The sequence below is a fragment of the Actinomadura sp. NPDC000600 genome, from assembly GCF_040492135.1.
GTDB lineage: Bacteria > Actinomycetota > Actinomycetes > Streptosporangiales > Streptosporangiaceae > Spirillospora.
Window position 1 is genome coordinate 131,138 of sequence record NZ_JBEUPD010000002.1, and the last position, 24,810, is coordinate 155,947.

Genomic DNA, 24,810 nt, shown 5'->3' on the forward strand with positions numbered 1-24,810 from the left:
CCCTGCGCACCAGCGGATGCGGGCAGGGGCGCCGGACGACGCCCGCGGCTAGAACGGGGGCCGGTCGAAGCCGGTGAAGAGGAGCCAGATCGCACCGAACGCCGCCGAGGGGCGGTCGTTGAAGTCACCGCGCTCCGGCAGCCGTTCCAGGAGGTCGAGGACGGCTGAGATGTGCCCCCGCTCCGCGGCGGCCCTGATCAGCTCCTCGATCGGGCGCCGGCGCTGCGAGTGCGGAATCCCCTGGATGCGGGCGTAGCGCTCGGCCAGTTCCCGGACGTCCTGGTCGGTCGGCGCCGGCGGCCGCACCGGTGGCGTCCCCCGGCGGGCCGGCTCGAAGAGCTCGTCGCCGACCGCCCAGTTATGGTCCCCCCAGGTCTCCAGCAGATCGGCGAATCCCAGCTCGGCGAGGACCGTCAGCACCTCGTACGGGACGTCCCAGCCGGGCAGGTCCTGGAACTCGCGGGCCAGGTCGAAGCGACCGGTGCGCAGCAGGTGGACGAGCCACTCCGCGTCCCAGAAGAAGCTCCCGTGCGGATGCCCGGAGCGGTCGTCCAGGAGGGCCCGGACGAGGTCGTCGCGCCCGCACTCCAGCATCGAGTGCATGACGGCGATGTGGTCCTGCCACGGGTTGGGCTCGATGGTGATGGCCGCGCGGGCGTGCCGGAACCACTGCTCGGCGGTGCTCGTGTCCCCCATCGCCTGGCAGGCCGCGCCGAACGAGGCGGACCTGTCGGCGTCGAACATCTTCTGGTCCACCGAGGGCATCAGCGACCGGGCAAGGGAGAAGGCGTTGCGGGCGGAGGGGACGTCCCGGCCCGGGCGAGGACCACGGCGACGTCGGACGCCGCGGCGAGCCGGCCCGCCGGTTCGGGGATGTCGCCGACCAGGGCCATCGCGGCCTCGGGTTCGCCGTGCCGGGCCCGGAGCCGCGCGGCGGCCCGCAGGTGGTCGGCGATGTGGGAGCCCCAGCTGTAGCGGTCGAGCCCGGCGAGCGAATCACGTGCCGCCTCGAACAGGTCGTCCATGGTCGCGGTGTTCGGGGGCGGCCACTCGGCGGGCGCACCGGCGTCCGCCTCCTCCAGTTCCTCCCGGTACTCGCGCAGGATCTCGCCGTCCTCGGAGTCCAGGACGTCGGCGGCGGCGAGGGCGCCGGGCAGGACGCGGAGCTCGCCCCAGCGCACCGGCCAGGCATGGCGCCACCCGATCCCCCAGGTGAGGAGGGCATCCAGTTCCTCCTCGCGGCCCTCCGGAGCTATGACGGCGTCCGGCTGGAGGGTCATCGCCCAGTCGTCCTCGCCGAGGGCGAAGATCCGCCCCTCGAACTCCTCGGCGAGGTCGTCCTCCACCGGACGCGGGCCCGGCGGGACGTACAGCGAGTAGAAGTCGCCGACGACCTCGCCCGTCTCGGCCTTGACGAACTGCATGACCGCGTCGTCGAGCAGCACCAGCGTGTCGTCCGCGCCCCAGTACACGGCGTCGGCGCCCCCGGCGGGCACGCTCCGGACCGGCCGGGGGTCCGCCGGGTCGGCGAACGACCAGACCTCGGCGGTTCCCTCGATGGTCAGGAAGGCGGCCCGTTCGCCGCCGGGCGCCCAGGCCCAGGCGTTGCGGTCGCCCTCGCGGTCCCCCCACCCCGCATGCGGGACCCTGGCGCTGAAGACCAGGCGCTCGCCGTCGAGGATGTGGACGCCGCCCGTCTCGGCGGTGCCCGTGGGCGGTGTCAGGACGGCCAGCCGGTCGGCGGCGCGGCCGGGCGCCCAGTGCAGCGAGACGGGCCCGCCGAGCGCGAAGGGGCCGCAGCGGATCCGCCCGGTGGACGCGTCGCGCAGGAACAGGCCCCGGCGGGTGACGGCGGCGACGGTACGGCCGTCCGGACTGAGCCGGGCGAACTTGCCGGTCGCGTACCAGACGACCTCGCGCGTCGCGGCGTCCACGCCGATGGCGTTGCCCCCGAACAGCCGGGTGCCGTCGGGCGACCACTCCGGGTCCTCGATCCACTGCCCGACCTTCCAGTCGTCCTCGTACCTTTCGAGCTCGGCGAAGCGGGCCCGCACGGACTCGGGCAGCCGGCGCGCCATCAGGTACGGGTGGTCGGTCTCCACATGGTTGGGCAGCCAGTTCAGGTGGCCGTTCTCCAGCGGGACGACGCAGCCCTGGAGTCCGCCGTCGCCGTTGGTGCCGCAGTGGTAGTAGACGCTGCGCCCGTCGGGGGAGAGGGCGAACTGCGAGGGGCGCGAGTTGCCGTCCGACACGCTGATCGTGGCGAGCCGCTCGCCGTCGAAGGACCAGACGCCCACCATGTTCGTGGAGTGGGCCAGGGCGATGCGGGAGGAGTCGGCGGACCACTGGATCGTGCGCTCGTAGCCGGGCCATCCGATGCCGCCGTCGATGCGGCGCACGGTGTTGACGCACCGTCCGGCCGCGACCTCCCAGATCTGCAGGACGCCGCCCGCGTCGTAGTCGTCGCCGACCCAGCTGCCGGTGGCCAGGTAGCGGCCGTCCGGGCTCATCGCGTGGGCGACGATCTCCGTGTCGTGGCCGTACGGGTGCTGGAGCCGCGCCGCGCCGGTGTCGATCAGCCGCCGGGTGGCCAGCCGGTGGGCGTCGGTCACGCCCTCGGCGCGTTCGAGTTCGGCCAGCCGGGCCCGCAGCGGCGGGACGTCGCGGGCCGGCGCGAACGCCGACCAGTCGGCCCCGTCCAGGAGCGAGTACAGATCGTGGGACCCCTGCGCCTCCGCCAGTTCGGCGGCCGGCACGAACGGCCGGGGAGGGGCCTCGACCGGCGCGGCCCCGCCTTCCTCCCGCTCCAGCATGCCGATCAGCGCGTCCTCGTCGAAGTACGGCGTGCGGAGCATCGCGTCGTTGCGGGGAATCGGCCCTGATTCACCGGGACCGAGGAAGATGAGGTCCGTCTCCTCGGTCGCGTCCTGCGCCACGCGTGCGCCGAGCGCCCGGAGCCGCCGTACCGCGGACTCCCTCTCGATCTCCCAGAACTCCCCGTACAGCACGACCGTGCGCCCTCGCAGCTTCATGATCATCGGACCTTACCGACCGGCTCCGGCGCCGTCGGCCGATCTACGACATTCATGGAAAGCGGCCTGAACGCGGCTTCTCGGCGGTCCTGCCGCGCGGTGCCGACGGAGACCGGCCGCCCTCGAACCGGCGTTCTCGAAGGCCGTCCCGGAGCGGACCGGAACCTGACGGGCTTTCAGTTCCGGCTTCGCGGCGTTAATCTGACGGACAGTCAGAAACGGGTGGGAACGCCGCCCGTCCGGTCGGCTCTCGGAGGCGCGGTCCCGATGGAAACCCCTACCCGGCCCGGCGCGCCGCTCGCCGGGGTCCGGATCGTCGAGGCGTCGATGCTCGGCCCCGGCGCCGCCACCACCCATCTGGCCGACCTCGGCGCCGATGTGATCAAGGTCGAGCCGCCGCGGGGCGACTACCTGCGCGAGACGACCTGGCCGCTCGTGTCGGGGGTGTCGCTGATGCACCTGCACATCAGCCGGGGCAAGCGCAGCATCGTGCTCGACCTGCGCACCGCCGAGGGGCGGGAGGTCTTCCTCGACCTGGCCAGGAGCGCCGACGTCGTCGTGGAGGCGATGCGGCCGGGCGGCCTGGCGCGCCGCGGCGTCGGGCCCGACGTGCTCGGCGAGATCAATCCGCGCCTGGTGTTCTGCGGCATCTCCGGGTACGGCGAGACGGGGCCGTACCGCGACCTGCCGAGCCACGGCGTCGCCTTCGACACCTGGGCCGGGCTCGTCCGCCCGGAACCGACGGGGGACGGACACTGGGCGATCCCTGAGCACCCGTCGACCGGCATCAACGCCGGGCCGCTGTTCGCCGCCCTCGGCATCCTCGCCGCGGTCGTCCGCGCTCGGGCGACCGGGGTGGGCGGGCGGCTGGAGGTCGCGCAGTCGGACGCCGCCGCGTCGATGGACTGGCTGCGCAGCGAGACCTGGCGGGCCTACGAGCGGCCCGAGAGCGAGGTCACCGGCAACCGCGCCGACGGGTACCGGCGCCGCGAGCCGGGAACGGCCGGCATGCGCGACGGGGTGCGGTACCAGTTCTACGCGACCGCGGACGGCCACATCCTGCTCATGGCCTCCGAACGCGAGCTGTGGCGCAACTTCTGTACCGCCGTCGGCCGCCCCGATCTGTACGAACGGCATCCGGGCTCGCGCTACGCCGACCACGCCGTCGGAGACACCGCGCTGCGCGACGAGCTGAAGGAGATCTTCGCCGGGCGCCGCAGCGCCGAGTGGATCGCGTTCGGCGTCGAGCACGACGTGCCGATCGCGCCGGTGAACACGCCCCGGACGCTGGCCGCCGACCCGCAGTTCCAGGACCGCCTGCCCTGGCTGCCGGCCGAGCGCCTCGGCACCGACCAGCTGCCGAGCCCGATCAGGTTCGTCGGTGAGCGGCGCCGGATCCCGAGCCGGGCTCCCGAACTGGGCGAGCACACCGGGGAGATCCTGCGCGACGTGCTCGGCTACGACCCGGCGGCGATCGCGCGGCTGCGCGAGTCCGGCGCGCTCGGCGGACCGGACGCGGCGGGCGGGGCCCGCCCGGTCTCCGGCACGGCGGGCGGCTGACCTCGCCCCGGAGACGGTCGCCGTTGGCTATTGCACATATCTGACGACCCGTCATATTGTCACTTCCACTGCGTCCTTGGAGGTGAGACCATGGAACTCGCCCAGAACAGAACGAGTTCTGCGATCCCACGGCACGATCCGGAGCCACCGCCCGCCGCCGTCCGCGCGACCGGCGTCGAGCGCCGGTTCCGCCGGGGCCGCGCGGACGTGCACGCCCTCGGGCCGATCGACCTCGACATCACGGCGGGCGAGTTCTGCTGCATCGTCGGACCGTCCGGATGCGGCAAGTCGACGTTCCTGCGGCTGGTCGCCGGGCTGCTGCGGCCGAGCGCGGGCCGCCTGGAGATCCGCGCCACCGCCCCGCACCCGGCCGCGATGATCTTCCAGGACTACGGCATCTACCCCTGGAAGACCGTCCTGGCCAATGTCCGCTTCGGGCTGGACGTCCAGGGCGTCCGGCGCAAGGAGGCGACGAGGCGGGCCCGCGACTGGCTCTCCCGGATGGGCCTGACCGACTTCGCCGACGCCTACCCCGCCGCGCTGTCGGGCGGCATGCGGCAGCGGGTGTCGATCGCCAGGGCCCTCGCCGTCGAGCCGGAGATCCTGCTGATGGACGAGCCGTTCGCCGCGCTCGACGCGCAGCTGCGCACCATCCTCCAGGAGGAGCTGCTGGCGATCTGCGAGGCGGACCGGCGCACCGTCCTGTTCGTGACGCACAGCCTGGAGGAGGCCATCGTCCTCGGCGACCGGGTGCTGGTGATGAGCGCCCGCCCCGGCCGCGTCCTGGCCGAGCGCACCCCTCCGTTCGGGCGCCCCCGCAGCGGGGACGTCCGGCACTCGCCCGAGTGCGCGGAGCTGAAGGCCGAGTTGTGGGACCTGCTTCGGGGCGAGATCGAACCGGCTGGAGGCGGCGCGAGATGACCGGACAGCAGACCCTGCGGGCGGCGTCGGCCGAAGAGCGGATCATCGTGCGGGAACCGGGAGCCGCCGAGCGGTCCCCGGCCGGAGCGGCGGCGCGCCGGCGCACGCTGGAGCTCGGGCTGGCGATCGGCGTGCCCGTCGTCCTGATCGCGCTGTGGCAGGTCGCCTCGGACCAGGGCTGGATCGACGCGCGGCTGTACCCGGCGCCGACGACCATCGTCGCCAACGGCTGGGACCTGGCCGTGGACGGCAAGCTCTGGCCGGACGTGTGGGTGACGACGCGCCGGGTCGTCCTCGGCTTCCTGATCGGCACCGGCATCGGCGCGCTGCTCGGCCTGGTGATGGGGACCTCGCGGACGGTGCGGGCCGCGCTGGAGCCCCTGCTCGACGCGCTCTACGTGGTGCCGAAGCTGGCGCTGCTGCCGATCTTCCTCAACATGTTCGGCATCGGCGAGGGGCCCCAGCTCGCGCTGGTGGCCGCCACCGTCTTCTTCTTCGTGTGGATCTCCACGATGTCGGCGTTCCTGGCCGTCCCCGAGGGGTACCGCGAGGCGGGCGCGGTCTTCGGGGCGGGCCGGTGGCAGATGTTCCGGCACGTGCTGCTGCCCGGCGCGCTGCCCCAGATCATGGTCGGGGCCCGGATCGCGGCGGGGGTGTCCGTCCTGGTCATCGTGGCCTCGGAGTTCGTCGCGGCGACCGACGGGCTGGGCTACCTGATCTTCAATTCGCGGGCGCTGTTCCAGAACGACGTGATGTACGTCGGCATCGTCTGCGTCGCGGTGCTCGGCGTGGTCTTCTCCGAGATCATCCGCTTCCTCGGCCGGCGGCTGACCCCCTGGGCGCCCGGTGACCGGGACCGCGTCCGTACCTGACCAGGCGTTCCAATGCCGGAGGACAAGATGAGAATCCCCCTGTTCGTTCCGATCATCGCGGCGGCGGCGCTCGCCGCCGGCGCGTGCGGCGGCGAGGGCGCCGTCAGCGCCGACTCCCCGCGCAAGGCCCGTCCGATCAGCCCGGTGGCGGACTGCGGCGCGACGGCCTGGAGCGATCCAGCCGACCTGGCCCCCGACCGCGCACCGGCCCGGTGCAAGGCCGGCGCGCCCGCACCGAAGCCGCTGGCGAAGAAGACCAAGATCACGGTGTCCTCCAGCACCGGATCGGCCGAGTTCGTGGCGCCGCTCAAGCTCGGCATCGCCAAGGGCGAGTTCGCCAAGGAGAACCTGGAGGTGGAGTTCAAGCAGCTCCCGGTCGCCGACTCGATCCCCCTGCTGGCCAAGGGGGACCTCGACGCGATGTGGTCCGCGCCCGAGGCGGCGTTCTTCAACGGCCTCCAGCAGAAGTTCGAGCTCCGCTGGGTGCTCGGCAACTACTCGTCCAACCCGAAGTCCAAGTCCGGGCTCTGGGCCCGCGTCCCGAACGGGACCGCGCCCGAGGCCGCCAAGCTCGACAACGCGCAGATCGGCTCGCTCATCGGCAAGGGCAGCGTGATCACCTACCCGATGAGCCAGGTGCTGGGCAAGCACGGCACCAGCCTCAAGAAGGTCCGCTTCACCAGCCTGACCGGGCCCGCCGACACGGTGACCGCGCTGGAGAACGGGGGTGTGGACGCGGCGTGGATGGTCGACCCGGTCTGGAAGCAGGTGGACGGCAAGCCCGGGATCCAGTTCCTCGGCGGCCAGCCCCTCGGCGAACCGCTCGGCGGCCTCATCTACGGGCCGGGGATGCTGCGTGAGAACCCGGACGCGGGCGTGGCGTTCGTCCGCGCCCTGATCCGGATCGTGAACACGTACTTCGTCGGGGACTACAAGAAGAGCGCCGTTTTCGTCGAGGAGCTCGCGTCGAGCCTCAACCTCAAGCCGGAGAGCCTCACCGCCGTCCCGGCCCCGATCTGGGACTGGGAGATCCGCAAGGGCACCACCGACCGGTTGCAGAAGGCCTACGTCGAGGGCGGCGCCCTGGGCAGGACGGTGCCCGAGTCGGAGGCCGTCGACCGCACCTTCTACGCGGAGGCCGTGGGCCACAAGCCCTGACCTCGCACTCCGGCACGACATACGGCATGTCACGGCCCCGGAACCGGGAGACGGTTCCGGGGCCGTACGGCGTTCCGGGTATCGCGGGCGTCGTGGTGCCTGCGGGACCCCGCTCAGACCAGGTCGAGCTTCAGCATCCGGATCGCGTTGCCGCGCGTGATCTTGTAGACGGTCTCGGCGTCCAGGCCCTGGAACATCTCCTCGGCCACCTTCCTGGTGTGCGGCCAGGTCGAGTCGGTGTGCGGGTAGTCGGTCTCGAAGGTCACCCGGTCGGCGCCGATCCGGTGGAGCGACTCCAGCCCGTGCACGTCGCGGAAGAAGCAGCCGTACACCTGGCGGTGGAAGTAGACCGACGGCGGCTCGGGGATGGCGTCCCGCACGCCGCCCCAGGCACGGTGCTCCTCCCAGACGTCGTCCACCCGCTCCAGGACGTAGGGCAGCCAGCCGATCTGCCCCTCGGAGTACGCCACCTCCAGTTGCGGGAAGCGGACCAGCACCCCGGAGAACAGGAAGTCGCACAGCGAGGCCATCGCGTTGTTGAACGAGAGCGCGGCGGAGACCGCGGGCGGCGCGTCGGCCGAGGTGGCCGGCATCTTGGACGACGACCCGATGTGCATGTTCACGACCGTGCCGGTCTCCTGGCAGGCGGCGAAGAACGGGTCCCACGCGCCGGAGTGGACGCTCGGCAGCCCGAGGTGCGGCGGGATCTCGCTGAAGCAGACCGCGCGCACGCCCCGCGCGGCGTTCCGGCGCACCTCCCGCGCCGCCAGCTCGGCGTCCCAGAGCGGGATCAGGCAGAGCGGGATCAGCCGCCCGCCCGAGTCGCCGCACCATTCCTCGACCATCCAGTCGTTGTAGGCCCGCACGCAGGCCAGACCGAGTTCGCGGTCCTTGGCCTCGGTGAAGGTCTGGCCGCAGAACCGGGGGAAGGTCGGGAAGCACAGGGACGCCTCGACATGGTTGAGCTCCATGTCGGCGACCCGGGCCTTGGGATCCCAGCAGCCCGGCCGCATCTCGTCGTAGGTGATGGGGGACATCGTCATGTCGTCGCGGTCGAACCCCACGGCGGCGACATGGCGCTTGTGGACGTAGACGAGGTCCTCGTAGATCCAGCAGTCGGCCTGCGGGCCGTCGTCGTCGAAGGTCTGGCGGTAGGTGCCGCCGCCGAGGTGCTCCATCGCGCCGATGCCTCGGCGCTCGACCCGGGGGCCGCGGTCGCGGAGCCCCGCGGGCAGCCAGTTCCGCCAGACGTGCGGCGGCTCGACGACGTGGTCGTCCACGCTGATGATCTTCGGTAGCTCGCCGAAGGACAGGCTCATGTCTCACATCCGAACTGAATCTGATGGACCGTCAGAAACAAGGTAACGGCGCGCCGCCGATTGCGGAAGGCGGTCGACCGGTGAAACTGACAGGGCGTCAGGCAGGCGCGGTGACGGCCAGCGCGTCCAGCGCGACGGCGCCGCTCGGCAGGACGGCGAGGGGGTTGATGTCCAGCTCGGTTAGCACGCCGTCCAGCTCCAGCCCCATCCGCTGCACCTTCATGATCACGTCGACGAGCGCGCCGACGTCCGCCCTCGGCCGGCCCCGGGCGCCGTCCAGCAGCGGGAACCCGCGCAGCCCGGCCAGCATCCGGCGGGCCTCGGCGGCGTCGAACGGCGGGACCCGGAAGGCCACGTCCTGGAGCACCTCGACGAAGACCCCGCCCAGCCCGGCCATCACCGTGGGCCCGAACAACTCGTCGTGGGCCAGGCCGACGACCGTCTCGACACCGCCGCGCACCTGCTCGCAGACCAGCGCCGCGTCGACCCCGGCATGCGCGGTGACCCGGCGGTACGCCTCGCGCACCTGCGCCGCCGAGCGCAGGTCCAGCCGCACCAGCCCGAGGTCGGACTTGTGCGCCATGCCCGGCCCGCACCCCTTCAGGACGACCGGGAACCCGATCGACGCCGCGGCGCGGGCCGCCGCCGCGGCGCTGCCCACCAGCTCCTCGCGGGGCGTCCGGATCCCGTACGCGCGCAGCAGCTCCTTGGCGGTGTGCTCCGAGGCAGGTCCGGCGGTGAGCAGGCGCCGCGCCTCGGCGGCGGCCGGCGAGGGAGCCCTCGGCACGTCGGAGAACGGGGACCGGTACCGGGCCTGGAACTCGTGGAAGTCGAGATAGGCGCGCACCGCCCCGACGCAGTTGGCGAAGGTGCGGAACACCGCGAGCCGCCGCGAACCGAGCAGGATGTCCCGGTACGCCGGCTCGGTTCCGGCCGGTGAGCCCCACACCACGCAGACCGGCTTGTCGGTGCGCTCGGCGATCTCCGCGAGGTCCCGGGCCAGGACGTCGCTCATCGGCGGGAACGCCCCCGTGATCGGGCAGATCAGCACGCCGACCGCCGGATCGGCCACGATCGTCTCCAGGATGCGGCGGCCGCGCCAGTCGCCGACCGGATGGCCGCCGTTGTCGACCGGGTTGGAGACCCGCAGGTAGTCGGGGATCCACTGGTGCAGCGCCTTCTGCGTCGCGGCCGACAGCTCGGGCAGTTCGAGCCCGGCCGCCGAGCACAGGTCGGCCATGTGCGCGCCGGTGCCGCCCGAGATGGCGTACACGCACACCCCGCCGCTCACCGGCGGCTTCGCGCGGGCCAGCAGCGCGGAGGTGTCCAGCAGCTCGTCGAGCCCGTCGACCCGGGTCACGCCGAACTGCTCGAGCACGGCAGAGGCGACCGTGTCGGATCCGGTGAGCTTGCCGGTGTGCGAGGCGGCCATCGAGGCGCCGTCCCGGGTCCGTCCGACCTTCACCACGACGACCGGCACGCCGCGCCGGGCCGCGTGGTCGGCGGCGAGCATCAGCGTGCGGCCGTCCTTGAACCCCTCGACGTACCCGGCCACCGCGCCGACCTCGGGCAGGTCGGCGAAGTGCCGGAGGAAGTCGGCGAACTCCAGGTCGGCCTCGTTCCCGGTCGGCGCCCAGTGCGACACCCGGACGCCGAGCTCCTGCGCCTGGAAGACGGGACGCCCCTGGTGGCCGCTCTGCGAGATGAGCGCGATCGCGGGACCGTCCAGGTCGTCGCGGAACTCCTCGAACGCGTTGAGGTTGGTGTTCGGGCCCAGCACCCGGGGCCCGTCCAGCGCGAGCCGGCCCATCCGCTCCTGGGCGTCCCTGCCGTCCTCGCCCAGCTCGGCGAAGCCGGACGCGAAGACCACGGCGAAGCGGGCGCGGACGGCCGCGAGCTCGTCGAGCACCCCCGACGGGTCGCCGACCAGGACGGCGGCGACGTCGATCGGCTCGGGCACGTCGGCCACCGACCGGTGGCAGGGCTCGCCGTCCACCCGGTCGCGGCCGGGGTTGACCGGATGGACGCGGGCCCCGACGCGCTCGGCCCAGGCGCGCAGCCTCCGGTAGACGGCGGTGTTCGGCCGCCCCGGCGTGTCGGAGGCGCCGACGACCGCGAGCGTGCGCGGCCTGAAGAACACGCCGAGATCCTCCTCGCGGAGCGCCAGGACCCGGCCGCTCACGTCCCGCTCGATGTCCTCGGCCCTAGATGGGCTGTGATCTGACATACCGTCAGTTTAACCTCGAAGAGACATTTATCTGATGGGGCGTCAGATTAATGTCCGTGACAGGTGGGCGTGCTCGGCCCTGCCGGATCACGTGCGCGTCCGGGGCCGTTCCGGGGGTCGGCTACTTGGGCGGGCGCCTGCCCGACACGGCCCAGAAGACGAGCTGGGCCATGCTCTCCCGCAGGTCGGCGACGCTGATCTCCCAGGACTCGTAGCCCTGCTGGTGGGCGGCGTTGTGCGCCAGCATCCCGACGAGCGCCCCGGCCAGCGCCTCGGGGTTGACGTTCTCGGCCACCCGCCCGCGCCGCTGCGCGTCGGCGATCACTTCGGCGAGCGCGGTCATCACGTTGTTGAGCATGCGGACGCGCAGCGCGTGGAAGCGCTCGTCGCCCTCGATCGTGGCGAGGTCCACCACCCGCAGGACCGCCTCGTTGTCGCGCCAGAAGTCCAGGAAGCCGTCGACCAGCATCTGCGCCGTCTCGTAGCCGGACTTCCCGGTCCAGGGCTGGTCCTCGACGAGCGGGCGCAGCCGCTTGCCCGCCTCGGCCATGTCGGCCGCGATGGTGAGGACGGCGGCCTCGATGTCGGCGAAGTACTGGTAGAAGGTGGCGGGGGACGTCCCGGCCCGCCGGGCCACGTCGATCACCGTGATGTCCCGGTAGGGGGAGGTGGCGAGCATCTCCGTCAGGCGGTCCAGCAGCCGCTGCCTGGTCGCCTTGGCACGCCGGCCCGCGACTCTGCCGTCTGAGGTCAGCACGGTTTCTGGCATACCGTCAGTTTAGGGCCTCCGAACCGCTCCGGGGCCGCGTCCGGCCCGTCCCGGCCCCCGTTCCGACCGCTCGATGACGAGCGAACGGTGGATAGCTGTTTGAGTTGTTTGTCCTGGTATCCCGTGAGGCCGCTGCGTTTTGACCAGTTCATTGCTGAATGTCGGCGAATCGGATGGTTAGGGTGGGAGCCGATCGGGTGTGTGACACGGTGCGGACGCACTGTGCGGGGCGGTGATGGGTTCAGCGGTATCGAGCGCGGCGAGCGAGCATCGGCTGTCGCGGCTGCCCGCGGACACGACGAGCTTCGTGGGGCGGCGGAACGAACTGGCCGAGCTCAGGCGCATGCTGTCGGAATCGCGGATGGTGACCCTGACGGGCGTCGGAGGGGTCGGCAAGACGCGGCTGGCGACGCGGCTGGCGACGGTCGTGCGGCGGGCGTTCCCGGACGGCGTGTGGGTGGTCGAACTCGCCGAGGTGGAGAAGCCGGAGCTGCTGGCCGCGACGGTCATGGAGGCGTTGGAGATCCGGGACCACTCCCATCGCCCCTCGGCGGACGTGCTGGTCGAGCACCTGCGCGACAAGCACATGCTGGTCGTCCTGGACAACTGCGAGCACCTCCACGACGAGTGCGCGGTGCTGGCCGAGAGGTTGCTGCGCTCGGCCTCGCATCTGCGGATCCTCGCCACGAGCCGGCACGTCCTGGGGATCGCCGGCGAGCAGACGCTCTCGGTGCCGCCCCTGTCGCTGAACAGCCTCGACCCGCGCGGGACGGCCCGGCCGCCGCCGATGTCGGAGGCGGTGCACCTGTTCGCCGACCGCGCCCGGTCGGTGGTCCCCGACTTCGCCGTCACCGGCGCCAACCGGGCGGCGGTGGAACGGGTCTGCCGGCGGCTGGACGGGCTCCCGCTCGCCATCGAGCTGGCGGCGGTGCGGCTCCGGGTGCTGTCGGTGGACCAGTTGCTGGACCGGCTCGACGACCGCTTCCGGCTGCTCACCGGGGGATCGCGGGCGGTGCTGCCGCGGCACCAGACGCTGCGCGCGCTGATCGACTGGAGCCACCTGCTGTGCACCGAGCCGGAACGCGTGCTGTGGCGGAGGATGTCGGTCTTCGCCGGCGGCTGCGATCTGGAGGCGGCCGAGGACGTGTGCTCGGGCGACGGGATCCTCCGCGCGGACGTCGTCGACCTGATCGCGGCCCTGGTGGAGAAGTCGATCCTGAGCCGTGAGGACCATGGCGGCGTCGTCCGGTACCGGCTGCTGGAGAGCATCCGGCAGTACGGCCGGGAGCGGCTCGCCGAAGCCGGGCAGACGGCGCGGTTCCGGCGCCGCCACCGCGACTACTACGGGAGGCTGGCGGCCGAGGCGCGCGTCCGGCTGTTCGGCCCCGACCAGATCGCCTGGCTCGACAGGCTCCAGGTCGAGCACGCCAACCTGCGCACCGCGCTGGACTACTGCCTGTCCGCCCCGGGCGAGGTCGGGGCCGCCCTGAGGATGGGCGCCGACCTGCTCTACCACTGGATCACCAGTTTCTACCTGGCCGAGGGGCGCCGCTGGATGGACCGGGCGCTGGCCCTGGACACCGGAGCGGACGAGGTCCGCGCCAGGGCGCTGTGGTCCAACGGCTGGCTGGCGATCATCCAGGGCGACCTGGACGGCGCCGCCGCGATGCTGGCGGAGAGCCGGGCCATCGGGGAGCGGCTCGGGTGCGGCGACGTCCTGGGGTACGTGGCCCTGTACTCCGGGATGATCGCCATGTTCCGGCAGGACGCCGACGCCGCGATCGGTCTCTACGAGGAGGCGGTGGAACGCCACGTCGCCGCCGGGGACCCGGTGGGCCAGGCGCTGGCGCTGATCCGGCTCTCGCTCGCGCACTCCTTCCTGGGCGACTCGGCACTCGCCGTGTCCATCGGCGAGCAGGGGATCGCGGTGTGCGAGGCGCACGGGGAGGGCTGGCACAGGGCGTACGCGCTGATGGCCCTGGGCGTGGAGGTGTGGCGGCAGGGCGACGCCGCCCGCGCCACGGCGATGGAGCAGGAGAGCCTGCGGTTCAACCGTTCGCTCGACGATCCTCTCGGCCTCGGGGTCAATCTGGAGGTGCTGGCCTGGGTCGCCGCCACCGAGGAGCAGCACGCGCGGGCGGCCCGCCTGCTGGGAATCGCCCACTCCGTGTGGAAGGCGGTCGGTGCGGTCCTGTCCGGGTACGGGCACCTCGTCCGGTACCACGACGCGTGCGTGGACGACACCCGCCGGGCGCTCGGCGAGCAGGCGTTCCGCGCGGAGTTCGAGCGCGGCGCGGGCCTTCCCGGCGAGGACGGGCTCGCCTACGCGCTGAACGAGGCGGCGCCCGCGGACGCGGGGGACGAGGACGTCGAGGAACCGTCCCCGCTGACGCCCCGGGAAACGCAGATCGCGCGGCTGGTGGCGGAGGGGGAGAGCAACAAGAAGATCGCCGCCACCCTGGTGATCTCCCAGCGCACCGTGGAGGGCCACATCGAGCACATCATGAACAAGCTCGGCTTCAACTCCCGGGTCCAGATCGCCGGCTGGGTCCACGATCGAGGGCGGGAGACCGGCCCGGGGCCCGGGGGGTGACGGCGCGCCATGGCCGAACGCGAGATCGTGCCGGACCGGGACGCGGACCGCACCGCCTTCGTCGGACGCCTCCACGAGGTCGCGGAGGTGCGGCGACTGCTGCCCGGGACGCGGCTGCTGACCCTCACCGGCGCGGGCGGCGTCGGCAAGACCCGGCTGGCGCGCCAGGCGGCGTCGACGCTGCGGACGTGGTTCCCGGCCGGGGTGCAGATCGTGGATCTGGCCGCGGTGCGGGACGTCCGCCTGCTGGAGACGTCGGTGGCGGCCGCGCTGGGACTGCGCGACACCTGCGGGCGGTCTCTGCCCGCCCTGGTGGACCACCTGGCCGACAAGCGCCTCCTGCTCGTCCTCGACAACTGCGAGCACCTGCTGCCGGAGTGCGCCGAACTGGCGGCACGGCTGCTGAGCGGTGCGCCGCGGCTGCGCGTCCTCGCCACCAGCAGGCAGGCGCTCGGGGTGGGGGGCGAGCAGGTGCTGGTGGTGCCCCCGCTGGCGGTCCCGGCCCCCGGCGCCGCCGTGCCGGACATCGCGCACAGCGACGCGGTGCGCCTGTTCGCCGAGCGGGCGGCCCAGGCGCGGCCGGGGTTCACGGTGGACGAGGCGACCGCGCCCGCGCTGGCCCGGCTCTGCCGGCGCCTGGACGGCCTCCCGCTCGCCATCGAACTCGCCGCCGCGCGGCTGCGCACGACGCCGCTGGAGGAACTGGCGGACGAGCTCGACCGGCGCTTCGACCTCCTCGCCCGTCCCGACAACGGGGCCCCGCCGCGGCACCGGGCCCTGTACATGACCATGGACTGGAGCTTCGGGCTGTGCACGCCCGGCGAGCGGCGGCTGTGGACGAGGCTCGCGGTGTTCCCCGGGGAGATGGACCTGGAGACCGCCGAAGCGGTCTGCTCGGGCGACGGGATCGAGCCCGAGGACGTCCTCGACCTGGTCTCCGGGCTGGTCGACAAGTCCATCCTGATCAGCGTCCGCGGCGCGGGCCGCAGCCGCTACCGCATGCTGGAGAGCATCCGCGCCTACGGGCGCGAGCTGCTGGCGCACGACGACGAACCGGCGCTGTTCCGCCGGTACCTGGACCACTACCGGTGGCTGGCCGAGCGGAACCGGATCGATCAGCTGGTCCCCGACCAGTTCGACCGCTACCGGGCGGTGCTGACGGAGATCCCCAACCTCCGGCTGGCGCTGGATCTTTGCATGCGGCCGCCCGGCGACCCGTCCGGCCTGCGGATCGCGGTCTCCCTGTGGTCGGCGTGGCTGCTCGCGGGCGCCCTCTCCGAGGGGCGCCATTGGCTGGAACGCTCCCTCGGGCTGTTGAGCCCGACCGACGACGACCGCCTCATGGCGCTGTGGGTCGACGTCCTGTTCGCGGCCTACCAGCATGATCTCGAAGCGGCCGAACGTCGGGCGGACGAATGCGCCGTCACCGCCAAGGGGTGCGGGGACGAGGCGGCGGGCGCGTTCTGCCTTCAGGCCCGCGGGATCGCGGCGCTGGCCCGCGGTGACACAGGCGACGGGTTCGCGCTGCTGCGGGACGCGCGTGCCCGCCATCGTGCGAGGGGCGACCTGGACGCCGTGGCCGTGAACCTGCACTTCGCCGCCTCGTTCGGCGTGGCCGCCCACAGCCCGGAGGAGGGGGCGGCGCTGGGGGAGGAGTTCCTCGCCCTGGCCGAGGACCACCATGCGCAGATCTTCAAGGCGTACGCCCTGATCACCCTGGGGTACGCGGCATGGTGGCAGGAGGACCCGGGCCTGGCCTGGGCCAGGATGTGCCGGGCGGCCACATTGCTGATCGAGATCGGCGACTCGTGGGGGCTCAGCCAGTGCCTGGAGGTGCTGGCCTGGGCCGCCTGCGCGCAGGGGGACCACGACAGGGCCGCCCGGCTGCTGGGCTCGGCGGGCCGCCTCTGGCGGGCCTTCGACATCCCGCCTCTCGGGTTGCAGACCTTCACGCGTTCCCACCGGGACTGCGAGGCCCGGGCCCGCCGGGAACTCGGGGATCGGGAGTTCACCGCGGCCTACGCCTCGGGCGCGAAGCTGAGCCTGGACGGCGCGGTCGCCTACGCGATCAGCATTTGAGCGCCGGGGTGCGCGCCGGCGCCGCCGGCGGGTGGCCGGGACCGGCGGGCCAGTCGCCCACGGTGGTCACCCGGCCGTCGGCGTCCACCAGCCGGGCCCGCAACTCCCGGGACCCCAGCCAGGTGGCGGCCGCGCTTCCGGACGCCAGCGCGGCGATGCCGGCGGTCTTGGCGGCGACGCAGGCCAGGCCGATGACCGAGACCGTATGCCAGGGGTGCTGCTCGCGCACGATCGGCCGTACGCCGGCGGCGCGGGGGACGACCTGCGGCCGCCCGGCCCCGTGGCCCGGCGCGGGCGGGGAGTAGGTGGCCAGCCCGGGCGCACGCAGCACGATCTCCTGCTCGGGCCACGGCTCGCCGCGGTGCCCCCGGCCGCGACCGCCGGCCACCTGGACCGGCCAGCCCGCGTCCGGCATCCGTCCCGCGGTGGCGACGCTTCCGGGGAAGCAGACGCAGACGCCGCACCCGGCCTGCCCGGCGGCGGACTCGGCCGCCCGGTCGGCGGCGAACGCCACCGCCATGCTCCCCAGGTCGAGGGTCGTCCCGGCGGGGATCGTCACCGTTCCGGGCGGGTCGTCGATCACGACCGCCCCGTTTCCGGCGCCGTCGGCGCCGATGAGGGGGTCGACGAGCCCGCCGGTCAGGTCGCAGGCGTGCAGGGCCGTCCACAGCACCGCCAGGAAGGTGGAGCCGATCCGTACCGGACGGCCCGCGGCGGCGTTGACCCGGGCCAGATCCGAATCGTCGTGGAAGGCGCCGCACGCGGCGTCGATGTCGTCGATCACGTGGTCGACGGCTTGGCGGGCCGCGCCGAGACGGCCTGGGTCGTCCACCATCACGGTGGCCACACCGCCCCAGAGAGGGAAGTCCTCCGTGCCGTGGGTCATCGAACCGCTCCAAGGACGAGTCGGGAACGCGCGGCCGGCCACAGCCGCGACGGGCACGCCCGACCACCGCGCGGTGACGGCATGCCCGCCGGGCGACGGCTTCCGCGGCCGTCGAAGATCGCGATCCGGGTGCCGGCCCGGCCCCGCATCCGCCACAGGTCGCGGCCGGTGAGCGCGCGGCGTGATCGGGTGCGTGCGCGCACGGGCGGGACGGTCGGCGCCGGCGAGGATTCACTCTTCCCGGCGCGGAAGTCGCTGTGAGATCGCATCGACAACCAGCCTGCTCCGGGCCGCCGGGAACGGGGAGGGGAGAAACCCCCATACGGCTACCCGAACACCCCCGCCGGCGGGGATCGCCGCCCCGCCGTCCAGCGGTTCCTCGCGAGACGGAGGTGCCGTCCGGCGAACCTGCGCACTTGGTTCCCGCGATGATCGACCTTCGGTGGCCGACGGACGACTTTGGTGGGCTGCGGGCCGTTGAGGCGCGTCATTAGCGTCCAGAATCATGAACGTCGCCCCTGGCCCTTCCCCGGTGTTGGGCGTGCTGTTCCTTCTGGCCGTCGTCGACCACCGGCTGCGACGGCACGGCGAAGCCGCTGCTCAGAGCCCGGTCGAAGCGATGGCAACGAGGTCCTGACCATGCGACGGAATCAGTGGGAACACCCGGAAGCTCCGACGACGCTGGCCCGGTCCGTCTGGGCTTGGACGACCCTGTACATCGCGGCGGCGGCGCTCATGGCGGGGCTCGGCTGGCTGGTCAAGGCGCTCGCGAACTGGCTGACGACCCTGGAGTGGGCGCCGATGCGCGGACCGGCCCGGTTGCTGGTCTCGATCCCCGAGCCGTGGCTCACCGCCGGCCTGGTCGCCCTCGGCGCCGTCGTGGGGCTCGGCCTGATCTTCTCCGACTCCCTGGAGCAGGTCTCGGTCGCCGTGTCCGACGATCGGGTGGTCCTCAGGCGGCCGGGGCACGTCCAGGAGATCACCCGCGACCGGGTCGGCCCGGTCTTCCGGGACCGCGGCCATCTCGTCCTGCTCGGCCGCGGGGGCGAGGAGATCGCCAGAGAGAAGTGCGACCTCAGCGCCCGGAAGCTCGCCGCGGCCTTCACCGGACACGGTTACGCCTGGACCGACGGTGATCCCTACCTGGACGACTTCCGCCTCTGGGTCCCGAAGACCCCCGACCTGTCCGAGCACGCGAACTCGCTGCTCAAGGTGCGCGCGGAGGCCATGGAAGGCTCGCGTTCCGCCGAGGTCGTCAAGGAACTGCGCCGCGAACTGGCCCGGATCGGCATCGTCGTCCGAGACAACGGCAAACAGCAGTACTGGCGACACTCCACCCCCAACCCGCCCGCCAAGTGATCGCGGTCGTCGGACATATTCGGTTGGCCGGGCGGTGGGGGCCTGGTTAGTGTTCGTCGCACCTCGCGGCTGCTGAACCTCGGGGAGTCCGTCGCCCACCGGGCGATGTCCCGTGCGTCCGCTCTGGACGGTCACGTCTCTGACCCATGCCCGAAATCCGGCAGCCACAAGGAAAGCCCATGACCGCCTCCCAGCAGGATCCCCGCCTCGTCCGTACCGACGACTACTGGCTCAATCTCCCCAACCGGTGGGACACCCCCGTCGACATCTGCGCCGGCGCCGACGTGCCGATCGAGCCCAGCGCGGTCGATGAGATCCTCACCGTGCTCCAGACCGCCGACACCCTGGCGCGGCTCGCCGACGCGACCGGGGACGAGGAAGCGGCCATCGAGCGCGTCGCGCTCACCCCGGACCTGCACAAGGGTGCCGGGATCCCGATCGGCACCGTGCTCCGGACCAGCGGGGCGCTGATCCCGCAGGCCGTCGGCAACGACATCAACTGCGGCATGCGGCTGGAGACGACCTCGCTCACCGTCGACCAGGTCCGTCCCCGCCTGGACGCGCTGGAAGGCCGGCTGCGGCACCTGTTCTTCGAAGGAGGGCGGCGGATCGCGCTGTCGGGGATCCAGCGGGAGGCCCTGCTGCGCGACGGACTGCCCGGCCTGCTCGGGGTGCCGGGCGACCCCGCGAGCGGAATCTGGTCGCAGCACCGGCCTGAGGACGGGCGGCCGGGCCGGATCCACGGGGAGCGGTACCCGACCGCGACCGCCGAGCCGTTCCGCGACTGGATCGACAGTGCGGGCGGCACCAGCTACGACAGCATCATCGGCAGCGTCGGCGGCGGCAACCACTTCGCCGAACTGCAGTACGTCGCGTCGGTCCACGACCGGCAGGCCGCCTACGCCTGGGGCTTCGAACCCGGGCAGGTCGTGCTGATGGTGCACAGCGGCTCGCTGTCGCTGGGCCACCAGGCCAACGCCGACGGCCTGGACCAGGCAAGGAAGGCGTGGCCCGCGCACGTCCCGACCCCGGACAACAAGATCCTCCCCATCCTGCTCAGCGAGCGGAACGAGGCAGCGCTGCGGCGCTATCTCGACGCGTTCGGCAACGCCGCGAACTTCGCGGTCGGCAACCGGTTCTTCCTCTCGCTGATGCTGCGCCAGGGACTCGCCGCCGAGTGCGGCGCCCTCACCGGCGAACTCGTCTACGACGCCCCGCACAACCTGCTGTGGCGGCACGACGACGGGTCGGTGGTGCACCGCAAGGGCGCCACACCCGCGGGCGGGTACGCCGACATGGTCGATGGGCCGTACGCGATGTGGGGCGAGCCGGTCATCGTGCCCGGGTCGATGGGGGCGGCCAGCTACGTCCTGCGCGGGCACGGCAACCCGCGGACCCTGGCCAGCGCGTGCCACGGCGCCGGCCGCCGAGTGCCGCGCGGCGCGGCGTCCCGCACGAACGACACCGAACTCGACGCGTTCCTCAAGGAGTTCCGTGTGGTCACGCCCCTCGACCACCGCGACCCCGCGGTCACCCGCCGCGCGGACGTGATGGCCGCCTGGCGCCGCGACCTCAAGCAGGAGGCGCCGTGGGTGTACAAGGACATCGGCCCGGTCGTGTCCAGCCTCGCCCGCGCCGACGTCGCGGCCCCGGTCGTCGAGCTACGCCCCCTCCTGACCGTCAAGGGCTGACCCGCCGGGCGGCCTGCCTCCGCTTGCCGCGCGTTCCACCGCCTTGGCGGGTGGTCAGGTGAGGTGGGTGGTGAGGAGGCGGTGGAGGTTGCCGCCGAGGATCTTGCGGATGTCGGGCTCGGGACGGCCGCGGGCGAGGAGTTCGTCGGTGAGCAGGGGCAGGCCGGACGGGCCGGCGAGGCCGGGGAGGGTGGCCATGACGTCGAAGCCGGCGTTCGCCGCGGGGTCCTCGCAGCAGGGCGGGGTGAGGTCGGTGAAGACCTCGTGGACGAAGTCCGGGCCGAGGCCGACGTGGTCGATGCCCGCCACCGACGCGACGTGGTCGATGTGGTCGGCCAGCCTGGCGACGGTGTAGCCGAAGGGGTCGGCGGTCAGGAAGCCCGGCAGGAAGTTCACGCAGACCACGCCGCCGGTAGCCGCGACGCCCCGGATCTGGTCGTCGGCCAGGTTGCGGTGGTGGTCGCGTAGGGCGCGGGCACTGGAATGGGTGGCGACCACCGGCCGGGACGCGAGTTCGAGGACGTGCTCCACCCCGCTCGCCCCCAGGTGGGAGATGTCCAGCAGGATGCCGAGCCGCTCCATCTCGGCCACGGCCTCGACGCCCGCGGCGGTCAGGCGGCTCGCGGTGGCGTCCTCGCCGCTGCCGTCGGCGAGCGGGGTGCGCCCCCAGTGCGCCATCGAGGCGACCCGGACGCCGAGCCGGTGCACGGTCGCGAGGAGCTCGACGTTCGCGTCCAGCCCGGGCATGCTCTCCAGCGCCAGGACCAGCGCGATCTTCCCCTCGTCCAGTGCCGCGTCGATCTGCGGGCCGTCGAGGCAGAGCCGGACGTCCTCGGGGTTCCCCTCGGCGATCGCGTGCGCGCACTCGATCATCCGGAGCGTCTCGCGCAGCGCCCCCTCGGGCCTGAACCGGTCGTCGATGAACACCGGGAGCACCTGGAGATCGACTCCGCCCGTGCGGAGCTGCGGCAGCCACCGCTCCCTGAAGAAGGACGCCCAACGGGCGGGCGGGCGTGCCACCACCGCCATCAGCAGGTCGTTGTGCGCGTCGGCCACCACCGCGCTCTCGTGCAAGTCGCCAGGCATGACCGGCACTGTAACCGGCCGTGCCCGGATCTCCCCGGCTGGACTACTTGACGTTTGAGAGCAAGTACTTGCTATCTTGTGTCAAGTGACGACCACGGAAGACCATGTCGAGCTGGTGGCCGAACTCGTCCGGCTGCTGGAGACGCGGATCCTCGATCCGCTGGAGATCCTCCTGGCCTCGGACGAGCCGATCGAGCCCATCAGGGCGCGGCTGCGGGTGGAGGCCGAGGTCTGGGCCGCCCAACTGCTGGGCCCCGACCGGGAGCGGGCCGCCATGACCGCGGCCCGGCTCGTCGGGGTGTTCTTCCCCGGCGACGCGGCCTTCGATCCGCCGGCCTCGTGGTGGCGGACCGCGGTGGGGCGTGCCGTGGCCCGCTCGATGGTCCACCCCGCCGAGGCCGTGCCGTACTCCACCGCCGGGGCGATGCTCGGCATCACCCGGCAAGGCGTCCACGACCTCGTCAAGCGCGGCAAGCTCGACCGGCATCCCGACGGCGGCGTCACCACCTCGTCCATCCGCGACCGGCTCGACCGCCCCCAGGAGAACACCCGTGCCATCGCACGACTCGATCATCGATGACCGTCCCGTCCCGCTGGCCGTCCGCGACCACGGCGGCAGCGGGACCCCGGTCCTGCTGCTTCACGGCCTCGGCGGCACCCTTCTGCACTGGGACGCGGTCGCGCCGCTGCTGACCGGCGCCCACCGGGTGGTCGCCATGGACCTGCGCGGTCATGGGCTGTCCGGCGACGGGCCGTGGGAGTGGGAGGCGGTCCTGGACGATGTCCAAGCGGTCATCGACCATCTCGATCTGGACGCTCCGGTCCTGGTGGGCCACTCACTCGGCGGCATGGTCGCGGTGCAGTGGGCGCTGCGCCACCCGGACGGGCCCGGGATCGTCAACCTCGACGGCCTGCGCTCGGCCGAGACCGACCCACGGCACTATGCGGGCATCGAGCAGGACGAACTGGCCGCGCTCCTGGCGGAAGTGCAGACCATCTTCGACGCGCAGGCCGAGGCGATGGCCCAGCCGCTGAGCGAGGCCCACGCGGCGATGTATCCCCAGCGGTCGCTGCGCACCCTCGATGAGGGCGTCTACCTGCGGCCGGGCGCCGCGCTGGCCGGGCAGATCAGATACGACCCCCGCTTCCAGGACAGCGTCGCGGCGGTGGCCGGCATCCGCTGCCCGGCCCTGTTCGTCCTGGCCACCGAGAACCTGCCCGGCCTGCCGGGCCGCGTCGGCGACCTCATGACGGCGCAGCGCGCGGGCATCCGCCGCGACCTGTTGCCCCTCACCGCCGACCGGCCGCACCTGCGCGTCCTCGACCTGGCCGCCAGCCACAACATGGTCGCCGAACAACCCGAGCAGATCGCCCAGGCCGTCCTGAGCCTCCGGTCACAGCCCACCGGGCAAGGCGCCTGAGGGACTGCCGCGCCCCTCGGCGGCAAGCCCCTCTAGTGGCGGGAGAACTCGGCTCTGATCTTGCTCGACCAGATGAACGGCTGGACGCAGAGCCAGAGCAGGCCCAGCAGCATGAGAGGGGCGATGAGGGGGGCGTTGTCGTCCGAGTCCAGGTCCAGCCCCGACCCTGCCACCTCGTAGAGGGGCACGACCCAGAGCAGGGCCACCATGCCTTCGACGAGCACAACCATGGTGAGCAGGGCATGACGGGCGGGCGGGTCCGTCACCCGTGCGGCAAGTGAGGGGTTCGCCGCGATGAAGGCGAACATGAACGCGAGCGTGCTCAGCACCCAGGAGATTCCGAATTCGCCGCTGGGCTCGATGACCAGGACGGGGTCGTCCCGACCATGGCCCTCCACGATGAGGGCTTCTATATGAACGCCGCCGAGGATCGTGAATACGAGGGCGAGGACGAGGGTCGGTCTGTGCGGCAGGAACCACAGCCCGCACATGAAAATGAACGCCACGACCACGGGCACCAGCAGGATGATCGATTTGTATGAGCCCCAAAAGAGCGGGAGGGGAAGCATGTCGCTGTCTCCCGCCCAGGGCCCTTTCAGGAAGGTCAGGAGGGCGAGCGCGGTGCACAGGAGGGCGACTCTGACGAGGACTGTCCGGTAGCGCAGGACCGGGATCTCGCTGATGGGCGGCTGTAGGAGCGCGGTGCGGGGCGGCCGGTGAGGCAAGGGCGGTCCGGTGTCGGCCGCGGTCTCGGCGGTGTCGGCGGTGGGGGCCAGGACGGCGTTGAGCAGGTCGCGGACCTGGGCGGGGGAGAGCCGTTCGTCCGGGTTCTTGCGCAGCAGGCCGTTCAGGACCTGCGCCAGCGGGCCGCCGCACCGGGGAGGGGGCAATCGCCCGGTGGCGATCGCGACGAAGACGGCTCCGTGGCTGGGGCCGTCGAACGGGCGGCGGCCCTCGACCGCCGCGTACAGGGTGGCGGCCAGGGACCACAGGTCCGAAGCGGGGGTGACGGCCTTGCCCTCGACCTGTTCGGGGGACATGTAGGCGGGCGTGCCCAGCACCATGCCCGAACGGGTGATGGTGACGTCGCCCTCCAGTGCGGCGATGCCGAAGTCGGTGAGGAGGACCCGGTCGCCTTCGAGGAGCACGTTGGCGGGCTTGACGTCGCGGTGGACGACGCCCTGCGCGTGGGCGGCCGAGAGGGCGTCCAGCATCGCGAGCCCGATCGCGGCGACCTGGGTCTGGGGAAGCGTCTTCTGCTCGGCCAGCAGCTGTTCGAGGGAACGGCCGCGGACCAGTTCCATGACGATCCAGGGCCGGCCGTCGTCGCCCATCACCCGGTCGTAGACGGTCACGATGCCGTTGTGCCTCAGGCGGGCCGCGGCGCGTGCCTCGCGTTCCATCCGGGCGTACCAGACGCGCCGCTCCTGGTCGGTGGCCTGTTCGGGCACCCGGAGCTCCTTGACGGCGACCTCGCGGTCGAGGTCGAGGTCATGGGCGCGCCACACCGCGCCCATGCCGCCCTGGCCGATCCGGCCGAGATTCCGGTACCGGCCCGCCAGTACCCCCTCGTCGTCCCAGCCCATGATCAGAACCTATCGGCCCGGAACGTTCGGAAGAAGCTGATCCGACCAACTGAAAGACATCTCTGTCTGTTTGGTCGCATGGCGACCCCGCGGTCGCAGGCCGCGGGACCGATCGGGCTGGACGCCGCTCTTGAGACCCCGTCCGGCTTGACGGACCCTCTCGCGAGGGAGGTGAGAGTTCGCTCGCTCCGGCGATGTCCACGCAGCCGCGGGAAACCAGGATTGCGGAGGTCATCACCACCATAGGAGCA

General features: G+C 72.6%; 18 protein-coding genes. 10 read left to right on the plus strand and 8 right to left on the minus strand.

The window, feature by feature from the left end:
- Positions 1-48 precede the first annotated feature (48 nt).
- On the minus strand, positions 49-756 hold the full coding sequence (locus ABWI07_RS03435) for a hypothetical protein (protein WP_353817579.1): 708 nt from the start codon (positions 754-756) through the stop codon (positions 49-51).
- Positions 757-764: 8 nt separating this feature from the next.
- Positions 765-3,032 (minus strand): BRCT domain-containing protein, encoded by a 2,268-nt coding sequence (locus ABWI07_RS03440; protein ID WP_353817580.1) that lies wholly within the window; start codon positions 3,030-3,032, stop codon positions 765-767.
- A gap of 267 nt (positions 3,033-3,299) precedes the next feature.
- Here ABWI07_RS03440 and ABWI07_RS03445 point away from each other — a divergent pair, with 267 nt between their 5' ends.
- From ABWI07_RS03445 to ABWI07_RS03460, 4 genes are all read left to right on the plus strand, one after another.
- Positions 3,300-4,592 (plus strand): CaiB/BaiF CoA transferase family protein, encoded by a 1,293-nt coding sequence (locus ABWI07_RS03445; RefSeq protein ID WP_353817581.1) that lies wholly within the window; start codon positions 3,300-3,302, stop codon positions 4,590-4,592.
- Positions 4,593-4,682: 90 nt separating this feature from the next.
- Complete coding sequence (locus ABWI07_RS03450) at positions 4,683-5,513, plus strand: ABC transporter ATP-binding protein (protein ID WP_353817582.1); 831 nt, start codon at positions 4,683-4,685, stop codon at positions 5,511-5,513.
- Positions 5,510-6,385, plus strand: coding sequence for an ABC transporter permease (locus ABWI07_RS03455; RefSeq protein ID WP_353817583.1), 876 nt, complete (start codon positions 5,510-5,512; stop codon positions 6,383-6,385). The genes ABWI07_RS03450 and ABWI07_RS03455 overlap by 4 nt, the downstream gene beginning before the upstream one ends.
- Before the next feature lie 27 nt (positions 6,386-6,412).
- Complete coding sequence (locus tag ABWI07_RS03460) at positions 6,413-7,543, plus strand: ABC transporter substrate-binding protein (RefSeq protein ID WP_353817584.1); 1,131 nt, start codon at positions 6,413-6,415, stop codon at positions 7,541-7,543.
- A 113-nt stretch (positions 7,544-7,656) separates the two neighbouring features.
- On the opposite strand, the gene ABWI07_RS03465 is transcribed toward ABWI07_RS03460, so the two are convergent.
- The 3 genes from ABWI07_RS03465 to ABWI07_RS03475 form a co-directional block, all read right to left on the minus strand.
- Positions 7,657-8,862: an amidohydrolase family protein gene (locus tag ABWI07_RS03465; protein WP_353817585.1), complete on the minus strand. Its 1,206-nt coding sequence runs from the start codon at positions 8,860-8,862 to the stop codon at positions 7,657-7,659.
- Positions 8,863-8,959: 97 nt separating this feature from the next.
- A complete protein-coding gene (locus ABWI07_RS03470; RefSeq protein ID WP_353817586.1) occupies positions 8,960-11,089 on the minus strand; it encodes an acetate--CoA ligase family protein in 2,130 nt (709 codons plus the stop codon).
- Positions 11,090-11,210: 121 nt separating this feature from the next.
- Positions 11,211-11,858, minus strand: coding sequence for a TetR family transcriptional regulator (locus tag ABWI07_RS03475; RefSeq protein WP_353817587.1), 648 nt, complete (start codon positions 11,856-11,858; stop codon positions 11,211-11,213).
- A 235-nt stretch (positions 11,859-12,093) separates the two neighbouring features.
- Here ABWI07_RS03475 and ABWI07_RS03480 point away from each other — a divergent pair, with 235 nt between their 5' ends.
- Together ABWI07_RS03480 and ABWI07_RS03485 are read left to right on the plus strand one after the other, a co-directional pair.
- A complete protein-coding gene (locus tag ABWI07_RS03480; RefSeq protein WP_353817588.1) occupies positions 12,094-14,451 on the plus strand; it encodes a LuxR C-terminal-related transcriptional regulator in 2,358 nt (785 codons plus the stop codon).
- A gap of 9 nt (positions 14,452-14,460) precedes the next feature.
- A complete protein-coding gene (locus tag ABWI07_RS03485; RefSeq protein ID WP_353817589.1) occupies positions 14,461-16,530 on the plus strand; it encodes an ATP-binding protein in 2,070 nt (689 codons plus the stop codon).
- Here ABWI07_RS03485 and ABWI07_RS03490 read toward each other — a convergent pair.
- Positions 16,520-17,416, minus strand: a complete 897-nt coding sequence (locus tag ABWI07_RS03490; RefSeq protein WP_353817590.1) for an FAD:protein FMN transferase — start codon at positions 17,414-17,416, stop codon at positions 16,520-16,522. The genes ABWI07_RS03485 and ABWI07_RS03490 overlap by 11 nt on opposite strands.
- A 639-nt stretch (positions 17,417-18,055) precedes the next feature.
- Here ABWI07_RS03490 and ABWI07_RS03495 point away from each other — a divergent pair.
- Both ABWI07_RS03495 and ABWI07_RS03500 read left to right on the plus strand, forming a co-directional pair.
- The gene (locus tag ABWI07_RS03495; RefSeq protein WP_353817591.1) at positions 18,056-18,775 is read left to right on the plus strand and encodes a YqeB family protein; all 720 of its coding nucleotides are present in this window, start codon (positions 18,056-18,058) and stop codon (positions 18,773-18,775) included.
- 179 nt (positions 18,776-18,954) lie between these two features.
- The gene (locus ABWI07_RS03500) at positions 18,955-20,466 is read left to right on the plus strand and encodes an RtcB family protein (protein ID WP_353817592.1); all 1,512 of its coding nucleotides are present in this window, start codon (positions 18,955-18,957) and stop codon (positions 20,464-20,466) included.
- A 54-nt stretch (positions 20,467-20,520) separates the two neighbouring features.
- Here the strand turns inward: ABWI07_RS03500 and ABWI07_RS03505 are convergent, their stop codons facing one another.
- Positions 20,521-21,552 (minus strand): dipeptidase, encoded by a 1,032-nt coding sequence (locus ABWI07_RS03505; protein ID WP_353817593.1) that lies wholly within the window; start codon positions 21,550-21,552, stop codon positions 20,521-20,523.
- Positions 21,553-21,637: 85 nt separating this feature from the next.
- Here ABWI07_RS03505 and ABWI07_RS03510 point away from each other — a divergent pair, with 85 nt between their 5' ends.
- The gene (locus ABWI07_RS03510) at positions 21,638-22,132 is read left to right on the plus strand and encodes a hypothetical protein (RefSeq protein WP_353817594.1); all 495 of its coding nucleotides are present in this window, start codon (positions 21,638-21,640) and stop codon (positions 22,130-22,132) included.
- The gene (locus ABWI07_RS03515) at positions 22,104-22,973 is read left to right on the plus strand and encodes an alpha/beta fold hydrolase (RefSeq protein ID WP_200842156.1); all 870 of its coding nucleotides are present in this window, start codon (positions 22,104-22,106) and stop codon (positions 22,971-22,973) included. The genes ABWI07_RS03510 and ABWI07_RS03515 overlap by 29 nt, the downstream gene beginning before the upstream one ends.
- Positions 22,974-23,005: 32 nt before the next feature.
- Here ABWI07_RS03515 and ABWI07_RS03520 read toward each other — a convergent pair whose 3' ends face one another.
- A complete protein-coding gene (locus ABWI07_RS03520; RefSeq protein ID WP_353817595.1) occupies positions 23,006-24,559 on the minus strand; it encodes a serine/threonine-protein kinase in 1,554 nt (517 codons plus the stop codon).
- Positions 24,560-24,810: the final 251 nt, after the last annotated feature.